This is a genomic window from Candidatus Hartigia pinicola (genome assembly GCA_020541205.1).
GTDB classification, from domain to species: domain Bacteria; phylum Pseudomonadota; class Gammaproteobacteria; order Enterobacterales; family Enterobacteriaceae; genus Hartigia; species Hartigia pinicola.
This window is the reverse complement of the sequence record CP048208.1, coordinates 272,003-291,953: the sequence shown is the minus strand read 5'-3', so window position 1 is coordinate 291,953 and position 19,951 is coordinate 272,003. Positions and strand designations below refer to the sequence as shown.

Sequence of the window (19,951 nt, the reverse complement as noted above, 5' to 3'; positions counted from 1 at the left end):
AGACAACATGATTTAGATTACCATATCTTACCAATATTAAACTGGAATTGCTCTGATTTATCACCTGCATAATTCTTAATAGGTTGCGCATAAGAAAAAACTAAAGGTCCAAGGGGAGACATCCATTCTAAAGAAATACCTGAAGATATACGGATATTAGTCGCTTTACCATAATTAGGAATACCTTGACGCCATTCTTTATTAATACTACTCCAGTTAGTATCCCATACAGTTCCAGCATCAATAAACATAGAAGTGCGTACTATATTCAAGTATTTTTCATCAACAAATGGTGTTGGTATAATTAGTTCAAATGAAGCTGTATACATTGCATTACCACCCACAGCATCACTTGCTAGACTTTTCAGATTAGGTGCAATTTTTCCATTTACATTATTAAGATACACTGCTTTTGGACCAATATTGTTTGAACGAAAACCACGTAGTGTACTAGAACCACCAGCATAAAAATTTTCATAAAATGGAAGACGCTTAACACCTATTCCATCACCAAAACCTGCTTGTGCACGAAAAAGTATAATCCAAGTGCTAGCTTTATTAATTGAATAATACTGAGCAGTATCAAAATGAAGTTTATAGTATTCGTTACTCGAACCTGGAAAAGTAATTTTTCCTGAAATGCTAGTTTTATTGCCAGAGGTTGGAAAGAAATTACGATCTAATGAGTTGTAAGTCCAACTTAAGTTTGGAGTAAAATCATTAGCATCAAACTTCTCATTATTACGACCATCATTACTAATAGACGGTCTATCTCCCATAGAATTAAGATAATCCCATATCGCTACTTGTGGTTGCATATCAGACAGAGAATTATGAATATACCCCGAGCCAATACGAAATGAATTATTTTCATTGAATGGGAAGCTTAAAAAACTATCTAAACCATAAGTTTTATTAGTATAAGTGGATAGGTCAGCATCTTTTGCACGAAAGTCGTTATAAAAAATACGACCACCTAAACTCACAGCATTCACAGTAAAGTATGGATCAGTAAATGACATCTCAACATTAGTTGAGTAATCATTCTTACTTGCATTAATTCCAAAGGCATTACCAGTTCCAAGCCAGTTATCTTGTGTGACACCCACTTGAAAACTGATGCCACTTTCAGTACCAAAACCCACACCAAAATTCATTGAACCTGTATTACGTTCTTTAATTTTATAAAGTACATCTACCTGATCTAAACTACCAGGTATACGCTGAGTTTTAACATCGACCGTCTCAAAAAAACTAGTACGGTTAAGACGTTCTTTACCTAAATCTACAAGGTCATTACTAAGCCATGCACCTTCCATTTGACGCATTTCACGACGCAGAATATTATCTTTACTAATATCGTTACCTTCGAAATTAATCTTACGAACATAGAAACGATTACCTGTATATATATTAATATGTAACTTTAGAGTTTTATTTTTATCATTGACTTCTAGTTCAGTTATGACACTTGGGTAAGCGTAGCCGTAACGACCAAGAAAATCCTTAATTTTATTTTCCATAATCGTCACTTGTGTGCCGTTATACGGCATGCCTGGTATAATCGTAATCAATTTTTGAATTTCGGTTAGATAGTGCGTGGTATTACTATTAATATCAACACAAAAAATCTTATATTGATCACCTTCTGTGATATTAATCGTAATATAAATATTTTTTTTATCCGGTGTCAAGCTCACTTGAGTAGAGTTTATCTTAAAAAGAGCGTAACCACGATCAAAATAGAAAGTACGAAGAGTATTTAAATCATTTACTAATTTTTGTTTTTGGTATTTGTAATCCTCGGCAAAGTTCCACCATGGAACATAATCACGTAACTGAAATTGATTGACAAGTTCTGCTGTTGTATAATGTTTATTACCTATCACATTAATTTGCTGAATTTTTGCAGAAATACCTTCAGAAAACATAAACTTTATATCAACTCGATTACGAGGTAGTGGTGCAACAATCACTTTAACTGTTGCATTGTATTTACCAAGACTATAGTAAAAATCTTCTAAACCTTTTTCAATATTTGATATTTTAGTGCGGTCAAGGCTTTCGCCAACACGAATATTTGATGCTTCTAAGTTTTGTTTTAGTACATTATCTTGAATAGATTTATTGCCTATAAAAATAATGCTCGTGATGGTAGGACGTTCTTTCACCTGAAAGATTAATGTATTTCCAGCACGCAAAACTTTTAAATCTTCGAAGTTACCCGTAGAAAAAAGAGCACGTATCGAACGACTAATATCTTTATTATTAACTACATCACCGACTCTTACTGGCATGTTTAATAATACTGCGTCAACGGAAACACGTTGTAAGCCTTCAAAACGAATATCTTTAAGTATGAATTGATTTGCACCATATGCAGTCGTGCTGCTACTAAGCAGCAGAGATACGATAAGCAACTTTTTCATCGTCATCGTTATAGAGTATCCTTTACTAGTCTTCAATATACTTACTAGAAGCGAGAATAATTATTAAAAAACACAAATCCCATTAATAACATTCATATCATTAAACTTATTTTGTAACTAATATTCTGTATCTTTTCGGATGCTACACTTTTTAATTTTTTTTAATTAATAAAAAGAGCAAACGACCTCCATCTAATAGAGGCAATGGCAATAAATTTACCACGCTTAAGTTGACACTAATTAGTGTGATAAACATTAAATAATGTATTATATTTGATTCCGCAAACCTTATTGCACTTTTTGCAAGAGAAACTGGGCCACTCCAATTGCTAAGTTTAAAATCCCCAATAATTAATTTACTTATTATATTTAAAGTTAATTTTATTAACTGATAAGTTTTATCTCTAGCTTGAAGAAACGCGTCACACAGATCATATTGTTCTACTATTTTGTATTGATCTTTTAAGGGCATTAGTAAAAATTGAATACCTGCAAAGCCAATTGTCTCACCACTTTTCTCATTTTTACTATCAGGTATTAATGTAAGAGAAATTAACTGCTTATTTCTTTCAACATCTAATTGTAATAATTTATTTGGGCTACTATGAATCAACCATATTATAGGAGTCCAGACATTGAGTTTTCCCCTGTTAATGCTAATAATTTTATCTCCGGATTGTAAACCGGATCTTTCACCCGATAGACCAGGTAAAACTTTTGAAATCACTGAACTTATTTTCGATGAAACAGGGACTATCCCAATAGATAAAAGAAGGCCTTGAGTGTTTGGGTTAAATTTCCATGTAGTTAAATTAATAATTTTCGTAATTAACTTATCAGACCCTTTGAGTGATAATGACAGAATTAATTTAGACTCAGCAATTTTACTCATCAATATTAAACGAACTGAATTCCAGTCAGGCGTTTTGATGCCATCAATTGATTTTAGTTCCATACCAGGAAAAATATTTGCTATTGCAGCCACCGTATCAAGTTTTATATCTTCAATAATAAAACGTACAGATGGAATATTTATGATAAAGACAATCCAATAAACAGAAATTCCTAGTAAGAAGTTTGCAATGGGCCCGGTGCTAATAATAGCAGCTTTCTGAATAATACTTTTATTATTAAATGTACAATGGCGATAATTAGAAGTAATTTTATCAACATGCTCATCCAGTATTTTTACATATCCACCTAATGGGAACATTGCAATCACAAACTCCGTGCCTTGTTTATCAAACTTATTCCACAACGTTTTACCAAAGCCAATTGAAAGCACTCAATATAAACACCACAAAAACACGCAACCAAAAAATTCCCATATTCATAAATGGTTATTAAACGACTAATAGTAATAATAAATTCAGCTAAACGCCAGAACAACCTCATATCTTACCTTAGAGATCAACACCATTAAAAAATAATAAATGCAAGCCAGCAAATACTGGTATTGCTGCTGTTAAACTATCAATTCTATCAAGAATTCCACCATGCCCAGGAATTAAATGACTACTATCTTTCATGCCTGATTGTCTTTTAAACATGCTTTCTGTCAAATCACCAAATACAGATACTACAACAACAATAATTGATGTCACTAATAAATAATTAGGCATAACAGAAATTGGCGCAAATAAATAAAATAACCATGCCATAATACCCGAAGTTATTAAACCACCGATTAAACCTTCCCATGTTTTACCTGGTGAAAGTCTTGGAGCCATTTTATGACGTCCTATTTTCCGACCAAAAAAATAAGCACCTGTATCTGCTCCCCATACTAACAACATAACATACAACAAGCACCACGATCCAAAAAAAGTATCGCGTTGGTAACAAAGAGTTCTTAGTACCATAATACCACAATAGAAAGGAATAATAGTCAGTATACCAAATAATATTCCCACCATCGCAGATGCGCCCCAAGCAATTGCAGATACAGGAAACGTTACAACTAATAAGATAGCAATCACCCACCAAATAAGCCCAGCCCAAAGTCCATATAAAATAATAGGTTCACTAGACAATAGTGTTATATCCGAAAAAGAAAATTGTATAGCTAATAATATAATAGTAAACAAAACAGCAACGCTGACACGTTTAGTTTGAGAGATCCAACCTGCACATTGAGCCCATTCCCAAGCCCCCATAGCACATACTATAATTATAACATAACCTAAAGCTGTAGGAGAGAGTAAAAAAAGTCCTGCAATAACTAGTGGAATTAGAATGCTCACAGTAATTAAACGATACTTCAGCACTACTTACCCCTTTAGTGAACAAGTCAGAAATTTGATTCAACCCCACCATAACGTCTCTCACGTTGATTAAAGGCATCGATCGCATTTTGAAATACTACTTCATTAAAATCTGGCCATAATATATTGGTAAAATACAATTCCGCATAAGCAACTTGCCATAATAGAAAATTACTAATTCGGTGCTCACCGCCAGTTCTAATGACTAAATCAACATTTTTTTGACTATGCATGCAAATATAATTATTTATTGTTTCTTCATTAATGTCATCAAAAGAAAGTTGACCAATTTTTATTAATTCAAAAATTTGTTTCATGCTATTAGTTATATCCCAACGACCACCGTAGTTTGCTGCAATGTTCAACCGTAATCCTGTATTGTTTTCAGTTAATTCTTGCGATTTTTGAATTTGTTTTTGAAGACGCTCACTAAACCTGCTAACATCACCGATAATAAGTAATTTTATATTATTTTTATGCAAATTCTTAACTTCATTATCTAAAAGAAAAACAAATAACTCCATAAGGAATTTCACCTCTTTTTCTGGTCTTCTCCAGTTCTCACTACTAAATGCATACAGCGTAAGCGAACTAATTTTAGTTTTTACTGCAAAACGAACTGCAATACGTACAGAATCAATACCAGCCTTATGTCCAGTAATCCTAATTTTACCTCTCTGTTTTGCCCAACGTCCATTACCATCCATAATAATAGCAACATGTTGTGGACCTATTGAATGGGAGAAACTTTTATTACTAGAGTTCATCAGAGCCTACCCCTTGAGTACAAAGCGTTAAGAGTGCAACACAAAATAAGATCTATTATTTTGTTTTCTAATGCAATATACTTTTACTTCTCCGCTCAATACTGAAATAATTTTCTATTTTATATGTTTAGTATATTAAAAGTTTTCACTTAGTAAAAATAAAATATATTACATACTAACCTGAAAGGTTCTTTTTAATGATTTGTATAGCTTCACAACGAGCATGACGATCGATTTCTAAAACCTCATCAATTGAAATAGGTTCAGATAAACATAATTTTTCTAATGTCATTAAGTTAATTTTTGCAATATCCGTGAAACGAATTTTGCCATCAAGAAATGCAGTCACCGAAATTTCATTTGCACCATTGAGTATTGTCGTTGATGCTTGCCCTTTATGGCATGTATCAATAGCTAACTTTAAACAAGGATAACGTTGATAATCTGGTTGCATAAATGTTAATGACGAAATTTTTGTAAAATCGAGGGGTTCAACTCCCGAAAAAATACGCTCTGGATAAGCCATACTATAAGAAATCGGCGTACACATATCAGGCATACCTAATTGAGCAATCACGCTACCATCTCGATAACGCACCATAGAATGAATCACAGATTGAGGATGAATAACAACTTCAATTTGTGCTTTCTCTGCATTAAAAAAATAACATGCCTCAATATATTCTAATCCTTTATTCATCATTGTCGCAGAATCTACGGAAATTTTACGACCCATAGACCAATTAGGATGATTGCAAGCATCATCAGGTACAACATGATCCAAATAAGATAATGGTGGATCTCTAAAAGGGCCTCCTGAACCTGTTAAAATAATACTAGAAACACCTGAAGCGGATAAATCAGCAAAACCAAGATTTGATTGAATTATGTTAGGTAAGCTTTGAAAAATCGCATTATGTTCACTATCAATTGGCAACACTGTTGCACCATGCTTACGGATAGCATTAAAAAATAGTCGACCACTTGCAATTAATGATTCTTTATTTGCTAATAAAATTTTTTTACCCTTATGAATAGCTGCTAATGTAGGAAGAAGACCCTCAATACCAGTAATAGCAGATATTACTTGGTCAGAATCATCTAATCCAGCAAGTTGTATTGCGGAATCTCGCCCAGAAAGAACTTCTGTTTTGCACTGATTTTCAGATAAAATAATACGTAGTGCTTGTGCTGATGACTCTTTAATCATAGAAGCATATCGCGGTTTAAATTCAATACATTGACGTGATAATTCATGAATATTCTGTCCTGCGACTAATGCAACAATTTGAAATTTATTAAGATTGTTTCTTACAACAGACAATGTACTTTTACCAATTGAACCTGTTGATCCCAAAATAGTAAGATGTTTCATTATTATCAGATTCTCAGTATGTATTCAAGACTGAGGATATAACAAGCTTGAGTTATAGGAAAGAATTTTTATTAGATATGAATATATAATCATAATAATGAAAGTTTTATACATTGAAGAAGCAAATTACTTTCTTTCTGGCCTGTATAAAATTTAAATTTGAATTATCTTAAGTCAGTTTTAATAATTTTAAGTATAAAACTACCATAAATTATTATTGATATAGCTTGATTCACTGTATCAATTAAAAATCCATTAGCTCCATTTCTTTTTTCTCTAACGCCTGATCAATTTTCTGAATAAAGATATCTGTTATTTTTTGAACATCATGTTGAGATTGATGCTCATCATCTTCATTTATTATTTTGTCTTTTAGTAATATTTTTACTTTATCATTAGCGTCACGTCGCACATTACGAATAGAGATACGGGTTTGCTCAACTTCTGCACGCACAATTTTAATTAATTCTTTACGACGCTCTTCAGTTAACGGAGGAAGTGGAACATGAATAACAGTACCAGTAGATGAGGGGTGTAATCCTAAAGAAGATGACATAATTGCTTTCTCAATCGCTAGAGACATTGAACGATCAAAAATAGAAATGGCTAATGTTCGAACATCTGAAATGGTCACATTTGCTAGTTGACGTAAAGGTATTTCTGAACCATAGTAATTTACCATAATCCCATCAAGTAAACTCGGTGACGCACGCCCTGTACGCATTTTACTAATTTGATTTTTTAATACTTCAACGCTTTTTTCCATACGAAATTGAGCATCTTTATGAATGTTATTAATTACATTTTTCATCTTACATCCCTGATTATTAAAAAAACCAGAATACAAATTTTTTTAAATTTTTTACAATTCTGTTAGATAGTAAAGTTCAATATAAATTATGTCGTGATGATGATTAATTGTCAGAAATTAACGTACCTTCATTTTCGCCTATTACAACACGCCGTAACGCTCCCGGCTTGTTTATATTAAAAACACAGATAGGCAAATTATAATCACGTGCTAACGTAAATGCTGTCAAATCCATGATTTTTAATTCACCTTCAAGAACTGCTCGATAATTCATTCTTTTATACAATACAGCATCATGGTCTTTTACTGGATCTTCTGAATAAACACCATCCACTTTTGTTGCTTTCAATACAATATCAGCTTCAATCTCAATGGCACGTAAACATGCAGTAGAATCTGTTGTAAAACATGGATTCCCTGTCCCTGCAGAAAATATAACAATACAACCATGAGAGAGTGAATTAATAGCTTCAGACCAGCTATAAGTATCACATATTCCGTTGAGTGGAATAGCAGACATCAATCTTGCATTCAAATAAGCATGATGCAATGCGTCACGTATAGCTAATCCGTTAATCACAGTTGCTAGCATTCCCATCTGATCGCCCACCACTCTGTTCATGCCAGATTTTGCTAAACTAGCACCACGAAACAAATTACCTCCGCCAATAACTACACTGACTTGTATACCTAGTTCTATAAGTACTTTAATTTCCTGAACCACATACTCTAAAACACTAGGATTAATGCCAAAATTTTCTGAACCTTGCAATGTTTCTCCACTAAGCTTTAGCATAATACGCTGATAAACAGGTTTTTTATTAATTGTCATCGTATTTGATCCTATCAAAATAATTTCACTAAATTCATGCACACGCAAAGAGCAAAAACCCTACAAAACTCAATATAATCTATTTTTTGTTACTGCATCACTTAAATATCACAGTAAACAATATATACAAAACAATTTAATCCACTAAAAACAATAAGTATATGTTATACTATATTCTAGAATAACTATATGATTTTAAATAACGTTAATTAGTAAATTAAAATTTCATTTTCTGTCAAGAAAAGATTAAAAATGACATATGCACAACAGAGCCGCTAATCTGGCGGCTCTTCAAATTAAAAAACTTATTTACTTATTGCAGAAACTTCTTTTGCAAAATCAATTTTAATCTTTTCAATACCCTCACCTACTTCAAAACGAATAAAATTAATAATTTTCGATTTTTTTTCTTTTAACAGATCGCCAATAGATTTGCTTGGATCCATAATAAAAGGCTGACCAGTCAAAGAAATTTCGCTGGTAAATTTCTTCATACGACCAGTAACCATTTTTTCAGCAATTTTAGGAAGCTTTCCAGACTGCATAGCAATATCTAATTGAATTTGACGCTCATGAGAAACAACGGATTCCGGTACATCATCTGGCGTAATGTATTCAGGTTTACTTGCGGCAATATGCATGGCAATATGTTTTAGTAGTTCTTCATCCGCACCTTCAGCTGCTATCAGAACACCAATACGAGCACCATGCACATAACTACCAACTTGTACGCCATCTAGAATGGCTACACGACGAATATTAATATTTTCACCAACCTTAGCAATCAAAGTAGTACGAGCATCTTCAAATTTCGTTTTAATTATTCTAATATCTGTATTTTTATCAGCGATAGTAGACGCCATCACTTTTCTACCAAATGCTAAAAAACTAGCATCCTTAGCAACAAAATCAGTCTCACTGTTTAACTCGATTAAAATACCACTTTGACCATCAGAAAAAACTTCTGCTAAAATAATACCTTCAGCAGCAACACGACATGCTTTCTTGGCAGCTTTAGCCTGACCTGATTTGCGCATATTGTCAATTGCTATCTCAATATCACCACTAGCTTCAACTAGTGCTTTTTTGCATTCCATCATCCCTGTTCCGGTACGTTCGCGCAATTCTTTTATTAGTGCAACAGTAAATCTAGACATGTGATTCATTCCTCAATATGCCTCGCATGAAAAATCTCCACAAAATAAGTCTCATTTAGATAAAAAACCATTTTCACTAACATTATACTATAATACTTAATTGTATTAGTTGTATGTTTAAACTAGATTCAGCTACCGAAATCACATACTTTACTATCCTTTTTGGATATTTATTATATCACGTCTGTAACATTTTAATGATGTTATATATAAGAATAAATTACAGTGCATAAGAACTTTTATCAAAAAATCTTTATTATTCATTTATTGCGAAATGCGCTTCTGTTTGCATAGAAAAATTCTGAGAACGACCTTCAATAATACTAGTTTCTACAGCATGTAGATATAATTTAATTGCACGAATTGCGTCGTCGTTACCAGGAATAACATAGTTAATACCATCTGGATTAGAATTAGTGTCAACAATAGCAAACACGGGAATACCTAAGTTATTTGCTTCTTTTATAGCAATATATTCATGCTCTGCATCGATCACAAAAAGAGCATCAGGCAAACCTCCCATATTTTTAATACCGCCTAAACTATTTTCTAATTTACTAAGTTCACGAGTCCGCATCAGCGCTTCTTTTTTAGTTAATTTATTAAAAGTACCATCTAGAGATTGAATCTCTAGGTCTTTTAGACGTTTAATTGACTGACGCACTGTTTTCCAATTAGTGAGCATACCGCCCAACCAACGATGATTAACGAAATATTGTTCACAACTATTAGCAGATTCTTGAATAGCTTCACTGGCTGCACGTTTAGTGCCAACAAATAGAATCTTACCTTTATGAGAAGAAATTTTCGCTAATTCAACCAGAGCGTTATTAAACTTTGGAACAGTTTTTTCCAAATTGATGATATGCACTTTGTTACGAGCACCAAAAATAAACGGTTTCATTTTCGGGTTCCAATAACGAGTTTGGTGACCAAAATGCACGCCAGCTTGTAACATATCGCGCATGGAAACAATTGCCATTTAATACCTCTGTATTTAAATAAATTGAGGTGATGATTTTACGAATTTCATAACATGTTTACCCAATATCTGACAAAATAAATAACAATACTCAAAATATATATCAATTTGTGTGTATTATTGCATAATATATTTCATGCTAACACATAACTAAAAAAATTTAGTTCTCACTAAATTTTAATCTCTCATTAAAAAATGATGATATAAATTTACAGTTCATATTGTATCATATATTATATATAATAAATAATTTTTTGTTTTTTATTAAATATAATATCTAATATTATGAATTATTTTAACGTTTTTATCCTAATCTTTATCTAATTAAGTATTTTCTATTGTTTACTGTGTTGTATTTAAATATATTTTATGTGATAAGATCTTAAATTACAAGAACTTCTTCATAATCTACTTAAAATCTCTTCAATATTTTTCTATTTAATAGCAAAATAAGAGATACTAAAATTTCAAACCTAAAAAATATTTAAGTATATATTGACTGCCATGAGTTATCTTAATAATTTTCCAAAATATAATACATAGCATCTAAAATTTTCACTTATACAACCATTACTCTTGAATATATTATCAACTTCTTCAAATATTGTGATTTAGGATACTATCCTTATAGTATCTTCTTATTTTTTACAATTACTTATCAAAAATACAATTACAGATAGTATGGGAAATTTTTAGTGTCTCTTTGGATGATGTTGCTTGATATTATGACTCTTCTGTTTGTATTGTATTTTTTTATGAAAAAACACATTTTTATGTATAGCATATACATCAATGTTAAAGTAAATTTATGTAGTTTTTTAGCGCTGTTCACATGCATCTAAAAATGATTTTTTCTGAAGATTATTTTTATCAGGATAGACTCTACTTCTGACAATTTTCAAAGTGTTATATAGAAATACATACTGCTCTTAATGAGAAAAAATTTTAGGAAATAATATCTTATATTAAATAACATATTTTAATAAAAATCGATTAAGTTATTCGACTCCGCAATCAAATTGAAATATACTGCGCCCTAACAATATAGTATGCAGTATATTGAATCATGCAAGCATTGCACTAAAAGAATACTGAATCTAGATAATACTACTTTTGATTTTAGATTCTTAGAGTCATATCTTTTAAAATAAGCATAGCATATCTATAACAAAAATAAATCTATTTGCGACAGACCTTACATGATGAATGTGTATTTTCCATGGTAATTATCAGTACTGGAATACAATACTAAAACTACAACGCGTGATGAGTTAAAATATTAGTTTTTATAATATTAACCTAATGTACTCATGACGAAAATCCAATTACTATTAACTGATGTGATCAATAATAATATTCTTTAATTACTGCCTCTCTTATTCAGAAAATCCTTGAGAATATTTGGTTCAATTTAGACTAAATCTTTTTTATTTTACTTCAGTGCACTTCTTATTTATCTTAATGCTATCATTATACTACGCTACATTTATCAATAACGTCAAATAACTCTTAAAAACAGTTCTAAGTTAGATATATTCATATTAAATATTTATCTTAAATAAAGATAATTTTTATTAATTTATTTATTTAGAAGTGTAAAATTTTTGGTTTACATGACAATCTTTTCTAATCTAAATAATAAAAATTATTTCGACTTGTTTAGTGTCTTAAGATTTAATTTTACTTAAATTAAGAATGAATAATTATTTACAATTTTCACAATAGTATTTTCGTTACAGTATTATATAGAAGTTGATAAAATTCTACGTGTGTCTTCATACGAAAGACTGTATATCATTATTATTTTTTTAAATATTGCATCAGACGTTTACGCTTACGAACCTGAGCTACCGTTAACTGATTTTTTTTCTTTGCGTAAGGATTCTTACCCTCTTTAAAATGAATCTTGATTGGTGTTCCCACAACTTCTAAAAATCGACGAAAATAACTCATTAAATAACGTTTATAACTATCCGATAATTCGGACACTTGATTGCCATGAATAATTACCACTGGAGGATTGTACCCCCCAGCATGCGCGTATTTCATCTTTATACGACGGCCACGCAGTCGTGGTGGTTGATATTCATTTTCCGCCATTTTCATGATACGTGTTAACAACGAAGTACTAACGTGTCGTGTTGCGGATTTATAAGCTTCTTCTACTGATTTAAATAACCCACTAATACCACTAGCATAAAAAGCAGAAATAAAATGAATGCGTGTAAAATTAAAGAACTTAAGGCGAAATTCTATCATATCTTTAATGCGCTTACGGTCTTCTAACGGCACGCCATCTGATTTATTAACAACAAGAACTAATGAACGACCCATATTGATAATAAAACTTAACATTGATAAATCCTGATCGGAAAGAATTTCGCGAGCGTCAATAACAAACAAAACCACATTCGCATCTTCAATTGCTTGCAATGTTTTACTGATAGAAAATTTATCAACAATTTCTGTGACGTTCTTACGTTTACGAACTCCAGCCGTATCAATTAAGATGTATTTACGATCGTCACGCTCCATGGGTATATAAATGCTATCACGTGTTGTTCCTGGCATGTTAAAAACTATCATGCGGTCTTCACCTAGAAGACAATTAATTAAAGTTGATTTACCAACGTTAGGACGCCCAACAATAGCTAATTTAATTGGCAACTGCGCAAAATCAAAATTATAATCTTCTTCAGGTATATTTTTAGCTTTTTGCAAGGTCCAATAAGCAGTAGTATTTTGTTCTTCTGTTAATGTCACTTCTTGACATTCCGTTATAATGAAAGGTTTTAAAAAATCTTTAATAAACTGAGTAACACCACGACGATGTGAGGCAGAAACTAAATGAATTTTACCTAAACCAAGTGAATAAAAATCACCAATAACAGTATTTATATCAACACCATCTATTTTATTCACAACAAGAGAAGTTTTTATACCACGACTACGTAAATATTTTGCAATAATTTTATCATCATGCATTAATCCTGTGCGCGCATCAACTATAAAAAGTACAACATCCGCTTCTTTAATAGCTTGTAATGATTGTGCAACTATATGTAGTTTGATTCCTTTGGTGGTATCATCATCAATACCACCTGTATCGATAATAATAAACTCATGTCCTTCCACTTCAGCGCGGCCATATTGACGATCACGCGTCAAACCAGAAACATCTGCCACAAGTGCATCACGGGTACGTGTTAATTGATTAAATAACGTAGACTTTCCTACGTTTGGACGTCCAACCAGTGCTACAACAGGTATCATTATTTGACGCCTCATCACTTTCATTAATTACAAATATTTTACATTTAAGAAAACACCACTTAAAAATAAAAATGATATAAGTATACATTATTATCATAAATTCCCAATTATTGTACAATTAACTCATCAATAAATAAACTGTACCATTTTTCGCTTGCACGATTAACTTATCACCAGCAACTACTGGGCGACTTTTTAATCCTGAACTACTGAGTTTTTTTTGTGCAATAAAGCTACCTGTACTAGTAGATAGCCAGTGTAAATAACCTTCTTGATCTCCCACCACAATATAGCCATTATACATCACAAGTGAGCTCAAACCACGATTAAGTAATTTTTTTTGAATCCACTGTGTGGTACCATCGATTTTACGAATGGATAATACACAATCATTTTGATCAACAAGATATAAATCTTCTCCTGACAAAATTATACTATTAACTGAACCTGAACCTAAATCACGTTTCCATTTCACTTCACCTGAACGCATATCTAGGGAAGATAGGATACCGTTATACGTAATAGCATAAACTGTATCACCATCAATAATAGGTGTAATATCAACATCATGTAAGCGTTTTACTGCTGCTGCACTAGTAATTTGAGAAATCCTCTGTTGCCAAATTAATTGGCCTTGTGATAATAAGATAGCGCTTACACGCCCATTATCACTTCCAACAAAAGCAGCACCATAAGCAAGACTTGGTGCTGATTCACCACGTATAGAAAATAATGGCGTCTCGAGATTAACTGTCCATTTTATTTTACCACTACTTTTATCAAGTGCATGTAGAAAACCATTACCTGTGTGAATAATTACAATATCGTTGCTAGCAACAGGACGAGCAATTGCTTCTCCTGAAACTTCTATATTCCAAATAAGCGATCCGTCTTTTTTATTTAGTGCAATAACTGTTCCACGTTCACTCCCTATATATATATGATCACCAAAAACAGTTAACCCACCTGATAACAATGCAGATAAATTTTTTGAAAAAAAATCAGCACGTTTAGAAAGATCTACTGACCAAACTGTCTTACCATTATTTAATTCAAATGCTTTAATTAACCCTTTACGATTAGCAGTATAAATTATATCTCCATCCCACGCAGGAGATAAATCAGAATAGAATTGCTTAACACCATCACCAACTGATTTATTCCACACAACAGTCGGGGTGAATTGACTGTCAACCTGCGGCAGTGGAGCTGTAACGATTGTACCAGTTTCGCTGGAACAACTAAGAAGTGAAACTGACATGACTAAGCTAATTAAAAGTATTATCCGAAACTGCATGTTTATAGTTTCCTTTTTTATTATACATTATACTTGTCATACTTTAAGCTGTCTCGCTTTTAACATTTTTATTAAACCACTGAATTTAAATAATTATTACATTCACCTTAAATGCTGTTCATTCACAAAAAAATATTAATCCGATTCTTTAGGATATAGATAAATTATTTAGTTTAAGGATTAGAAGGCTTTTCAGGGGTGGACTACCTGTAATTTCTAGACTTTGAGTATATGCAGATTTTGCGTCTATATTCTCGCCATTATAAAGTAATATATCTCCACGTAAATTTTGTACCACTGCTTGCCATGGTGTTGATTTTATGTTTTTCAAAGAGGATAATGCTATATGAGGCTGTCCTTTTGCAAGTTGTATTCTTGCAAGACGTATGTTAATTAAATCGACTATATTTTCAGATTTTACTTTAGGAAAAACATCTATTAATGTTTTTTCTGCATTAACTAAATCCCCATTCTCTACAAAAAACTGTGCTAACTTTAAGCCAATGATTGCACCATAAATATTAGTAGTCTCTCTAAAAAAATTCCGAGCAAATTCAATACCTTGAAATGAATTTAAATGAAATTTAGTACTTGCGATTTTAAATTTTTGAGCGCTTGTTTGTAACATATTAGTTTTCTGGGACTCCCAGTAAAACCAACCAAAAGCAGCTAAAATAAGCATTACAAGTCCGATAATCATCGAAACTGCATAATGCATAAAAAAATACTTGACTGTATTAACGAAATCATTTGTATTTCTATAAAATTCCACTTAAACCTCCTGAAATCAACAATTTAGATAAATTTTTAGCTAAAGATTTCTGTGATATTTTTTCTTGATTACCAGTACGTAAATCTTTTATACTAATTCGTTCATGAAAACTATCTTCTTCACTGAGAATTAATACAACTTTTGCACCATGTTTATCGGCACGCGTCAATTGTTTTTTTAAACTCCCACCGCCATGATTAGTCATTAAACGTAACATAGGTAATAGATCACGAATTTGTTCTGCTAACAAAATCCCTAAGTTTTGAGCGTTTTCACCACAAGTAGCTAAATAAATATCGGTAATTGATGTGTCAGAAATGAAATTCGGGTTAAGCTCTTTAACTAGACACACAACACGTTCCATACCCATTGCAAAACCAACTGCAGGAGTTGCTTTACCACCAAGTTTTTCAACTAAACCATCATAACGCCCCCCAGCACAGACCGTACCTTGTGAACTAAAATAGGTAGTAATCCACTCAAATACAGTACGATTATAGTAATCTAAACCTCGTACTAAATGTTGGTTAATACGATATTTAATTCCTGAAGCGTCTAAAAGTTTACATAAACCATGAAAGTGATCATATGATTCGTCATCTAAGTATTCGGATAACTTAGGGGCATTATTTAATAATATCTGGATATCTCGGTTTTTTGAATCAAGAATACGCATTGGATTTGTATACATGCGACGTTTACAATCATCATTTAACTTATCTTTGTTCTGTTCAAAATAAGCGATTAATGCTTTACGATAACATGATCGCGCCTCTAATGAGGCCAATGAGTTTATCTCCAGAGACACGTACTCACTAATGCCTAAAACACGCCACCATCGCGCAGTCATTATAATCATCTCTGCATCGATATCCGGTCCAGAAAGACCAAACACTTCAGCACCTAGTTGATAAAATTGACGATAACGACCATGCTGTGGACGCTCATGACGAAACATTTGTCCTAAGTACCATAAACGCTGTTCTTGATTATACAGTAAACCATGTTCAATTCCTGCGCGCACAAATCCAGCAGTGTTTTCAGGACGCAAACTGAGACTAATTAAGTCCCTTTGACTTTTTTGACGATCAATAAAAGTATACATTTCTTTTTCAACAATATCAGTCACCTCGCCAATCGCACGCCTAAATAATAACGTATTCTCTACAATCGGAGTACGCATTTCACTAAAACTGTAATTTTTTAAAATGTTTTTTAGTACTGTTTCGATTTTTTGCCAAACTCGAGTATCTGCTGGAAGATAGTCGTTCATCCCACGAACAGCCTGAATATTTTTTGCCACATTATATCTCTATTGTTTTTAGAATCGAAGAGATGAAATTATAAAATTTAAAGATCATTGAATTCGATAGATCAATAATAACATTATTATTCTCTATACACAAAATAATTGGAGTGACGTATAAAAAGAACGATTATATAGATAACATCATAATAAAATATATAATATCAATGCTAATGCAATATTATTATATTGGTATTTACAATACACATTATCTAAGATAACTTTTGATCATTTATTCAGAGACTTTCATGAAGAGAATTATTTTATATTTTTCATAAAAATAATAAAATTTTACAATAATATAATCAGTCAAAAAAATATTTTAACAAAGTATCTCTTTGTTTCTTAACAATTAAGAATATTTACCAATTATAAAGCAATAATACACAATATTTTTACATCTCTATTTATTTTCTGAGCATTATCTACTTACCTAAGACTATTTAATCAAAATACCATATATAAATATTTAAATATTCTTAAAAACACATGTTGTAAAATAGCTCAATCTTCTAGGAAGAATATTAAAAAAATCTAGTTAATAAAATTGATTTTAGTATGTGTCTACATGTCAACATAACTTGTGTAATTTGTAATTCAATAAACAGAAAGAACATAAATACAATGCCTAAACAGTTATAATGCAGATAACAAATTTCAGCATAATACACAGCATCTTTGTAACAACTCAAGATTTACCATATAAAATATGAAGTTAAGACTAAAATCTTCACAAAAAAAGCAATAGCAGACTAACAATTTTCAGTTTGAATAAAATGACTAGAAATCGTATAACATGCATTTAGCAATATTGATAATATAATTAATATATTGTCAGAAAATATATTTTAGATACTATGTGCACTCCTTAAAAAGAGTAAAACATTAATTAAATCTATAATTTAATATGATTTTAAACGTTAAATCCTCTCATATAAATAAAGATAACGACAAATATCACTAAATATAGTAGAAGTATCGGTAGTATTTAAATATTAAATATTAATATATGACACTAATATTTATTCTTTTATAATTACGAAACACACAATACTGACTAAACTTTTACAGCCAATATATACACCCATTGCTATCATACGTCTTTTATTAAAAATTAGTAACTTTTAAGTTTATAATGTTTAAAATATATTACTTTACTTTTTATAACATATACCATAATATTATTATGAAATTTATCATTAAATTATTTCCAGAAATTACAATTAAAAGCCAAACTGTTAGGATTCATTTCATTAAAATTCTTGCAAGTAATATCCGTCATATTCTCTCAGTACTTCATCAAGATATCGTGGTTGTCCGTCATTGGGATAAAATTACAGTTCGTGTTAAAGAAAAAATCAAACACAACGAAATTTGTGACAGATTATCTTGTATACCAGGCATACATCATATTCTCGAAGTAGAAGAAACATCATTTACTAGTTTGCATCATATTTATGAAATAGTACATCAATCTTATATTCATTCCTTAGAAAATAAAACCTTCTGTGTACGTGTAAAGCGTAGAGGTAAACATACTTTTACCTCGAGTGAAGCAGAATGTTACATTGGTGGTAAACTAAACCAAGCAATTTTATCTTCAAAGGTAAATTTAACAAATCCAGATATTACAGTAAATTTAAAGATTGAAAATAAAAACTTAATTCTTGTTAAAGCTCGATATGAAGGCATTAAAGGATTTCCAATTGGCACTCAAGAAGATGTATTATCACTTATTTCTGGTGGTTTTGATTCAGGGGTTTCTAGTTATATGTTGATGCGTCGCGGTTGTCGTGTTCACTATTGTTTTTTTAATCTAGGTGGTGAAGCGCATGAAATTGGCGTTAAGAAAATCGCGTACTATCTGTGGAACCGCTTTAGTAGCTCACATAAAGTACACTTTGTTACTATTAATTTTGAGCCTGTTATCGGTGAGATCCTTGCTAAAATTGACGATAGTCAAATGGGGATCGTATTAAAAAGAATGATGGTTCGTGCAGCATCTAAAGTAGCGAAACATTATGGCATTCAAGCGATTGTTACCGGCGAAGCATTAGGGCAAGTTTCAAGCCAAACGCTAACGAATTTAAATTTAATCAATAATGCATACGATATACTAGTATTACGACCTCTGATTTCACATGATAAAGAACATATTATTAAATTAGCTCGACAAATTGGGACAGAACACTTCGCTAAAATCATACCGGAATACTGTGGCGTTATTTCAAAAAATCCAACAGTGAAATCAAGTAAAGCTAAAATTGAAAAAGCAGAAGCGAATTTTAATTTTAGTATTTTAGATGAAGTCATTACACAATCTAAACATATTAATGTTCACCGAATAATTCAAGAAAGTCGTAACAAAGTTATTGAAATTAAAATGGTTAAAAAGTGCTTGACTAAAAATGAAATTATTCTTGATATTCGTTCACCCAATGATCATGAAACTAAACCATTATTAATTGATGGTGTTGAAATAAAATATATTCCGTTTTATCAGTTGAGTACCAAATTTCATAAGTTACCAAAAGAGAAAACATATCTGTTATACTGTGATCGTGGTGTCATGAGTCATTTACAAGCCCTCTCTTTACAAGAGCAAGGTTTTAGTAACGTCAAAGTGTATCGCCCATAATATTATTGTATTCTTATGATCCTGAAAACAAGATTCCCTATATTTGAA

General features: G+C 31.5%; 14 protein-coding genes. 1 reads left to right on the top strand and 13 read right to left on the bottom strand.

Features of this window, described 5'->3' with window-relative positions; genetic code table 11:
• Nucleotides 1-17 precede the first annotated feature (17 nt).
• From bamA to hisS, 13 genes are all read right to left on the bottom strand, one after another.
• On the bottom strand, nucleotides 18-2,435 hold the full coding sequence (bamA, locus tag GFV14_RS00605; protein WP_457914421.1) for an outer membrane protein assembly factor BamA: 2,418 nt from the start codon (nucleotides 2,433-2,435) through the stop codon (nucleotides 18-20).
• A gap of 145 nt (nucleotides 2,436-2,580) precedes the next feature.
• Entirely contained in the window at nucleotides 2,581-3,714 is a 1,134-nt protein-coding gene (gene rseP, locus GFV14_RS00600) for an RIP metalloprotease RseP (protein ID WP_457914420.1), read from the bottom strand.
• A gap of 118 nt (nucleotides 3,715-3,832) precedes the next feature.
• Nucleotides 3,833-4,696, bottom strand: a complete 864-nt coding sequence (cdsA, locus tag GFV14_RS00595) for a phosphatidate cytidylyltransferase (protein WP_457914419.1) — start codon at nucleotides 4,694-4,696, stop codon at nucleotides 3,833-3,835.
• Between the two features lie 23 nt (nucleotides 4,697-4,719).
• Complete coding sequence (uppS, locus tag GFV14_RS00590; RefSeq protein WP_457914418.1) at nucleotides 4,720-5,460, bottom strand: polyprenyl diphosphate synthase; 741 nt, start codon at nucleotides 5,458-5,460, stop codon at nucleotides 4,720-4,722.
• Between the two features lie 175 nt (nucleotides 5,461-5,635).
• A complete protein-coding gene (gene ispC, locus GFV14_RS00585) occupies nucleotides 5,636-6,835 on the bottom strand; it encodes a 1-deoxy-D-xylulose-5-phosphate reductoisomerase (RefSeq protein WP_457914417.1) in 1,200 nt (399 codons plus the stop codon).
• Nucleotides 6,836-7,079: 244 nt separating this feature from the next.
• A complete protein-coding gene (frr, locus tag GFV14_RS00580) occupies nucleotides 7,080-7,646 on the bottom strand; it encodes a ribosome recycling factor (RefSeq protein ID WP_457914416.1) in 567 nt (188 codons plus the stop codon).
• 103 nt (nucleotides 7,647-7,749) lie between these two features.
• Complete coding sequence (gene pyrH / locus GFV14_RS00575; protein ID WP_457914415.1) at nucleotides 7,750-8,478, bottom strand: UMP kinase; 729 nt, start codon at nucleotides 8,476-8,478, stop codon at nucleotides 7,750-7,752.
• A gap of 305 nt (nucleotides 8,479-8,783) precedes the next feature.
• Nucleotides 8,784-9,635 (bottom strand): translation elongation factor Ts, encoded by an 852-nt coding sequence (tsf, locus tag GFV14_RS00570; protein ID WP_457914414.1) that lies wholly within the window; start codon nucleotides 9,633-9,635, stop codon nucleotides 8,784-8,786.
• 256 nt (nucleotides 9,636-9,891) lie between these two features.
• Nucleotides 9,892-10,617: a 30S ribosomal protein S2 gene (rpsB, locus tag GFV14_RS00565; protein ID WP_457914413.1), complete on the bottom strand. Its 726-nt coding sequence runs from the start codon at nucleotides 10,615-10,617 to the stop codon at nucleotides 9,892-9,894.
• Nucleotides 10,618-12,417: 1,800 nt separating this feature from the next.
• Entirely contained in the window at nucleotides 12,418-13,890 is a 1,473-nt protein-coding gene (gene der, locus GFV14_RS00560) for a ribosome biogenesis GTPase Der (RefSeq protein WP_457914412.1), read from the bottom strand.
• Nucleotides 13,891-14,008: 118 nt separating this feature from the next.
• Nucleotides 14,009-15,187, bottom strand: coding sequence for an outer membrane protein assembly factor BamB (gene bamB, locus GFV14_RS00555; RefSeq protein ID WP_457914411.1), 1,179 nt, complete (start codon nucleotides 15,185-15,187; stop codon nucleotides 14,009-14,011).
• A 148-nt stretch (nucleotides 15,188-15,335) separates the two neighbouring features.
• Nucleotides 15,336-15,959 carry a YfgM family protein gene (locus GFV14_RS00550; RefSeq protein ID WP_457914410.1) on the bottom strand — a complete coding sequence of 208 codons (624 nt, stop codon included), beginning with the start codon at nucleotides 15,957-15,959 and terminating at the stop codon, nucleotides 15,336-15,338.
• The gene (gene hisS / locus GFV14_RS00545; protein ID WP_457914409.1) at nucleotides 15,946-17,262 is read right to left on the bottom strand and encodes a histidine--tRNA ligase; all 1,317 of its coding nucleotides are present in this window, start codon (nucleotides 17,260-17,262) and stop codon (nucleotides 15,946-15,948) included. The genes GFV14_RS00550 and hisS overlap by 14 nt, the downstream gene beginning before the upstream one ends.
• A 1,189-nt stretch (nucleotides 17,263-18,451) precedes the next feature.
• Between hisS and thiI the strand changes: the two genes are divergently transcribed.
• Nucleotides 18,452-19,903, top strand: coding sequence for a tRNA uracil 4-sulfurtransferase ThiI (thiI, locus tag GFV14_RS00540; protein WP_457914408.1), 1,452 nt, complete (start codon nucleotides 18,452-18,454; stop codon nucleotides 19,901-19,903).
• Nucleotides 19,904-19,951 lie beyond the last annotated feature (48 nt).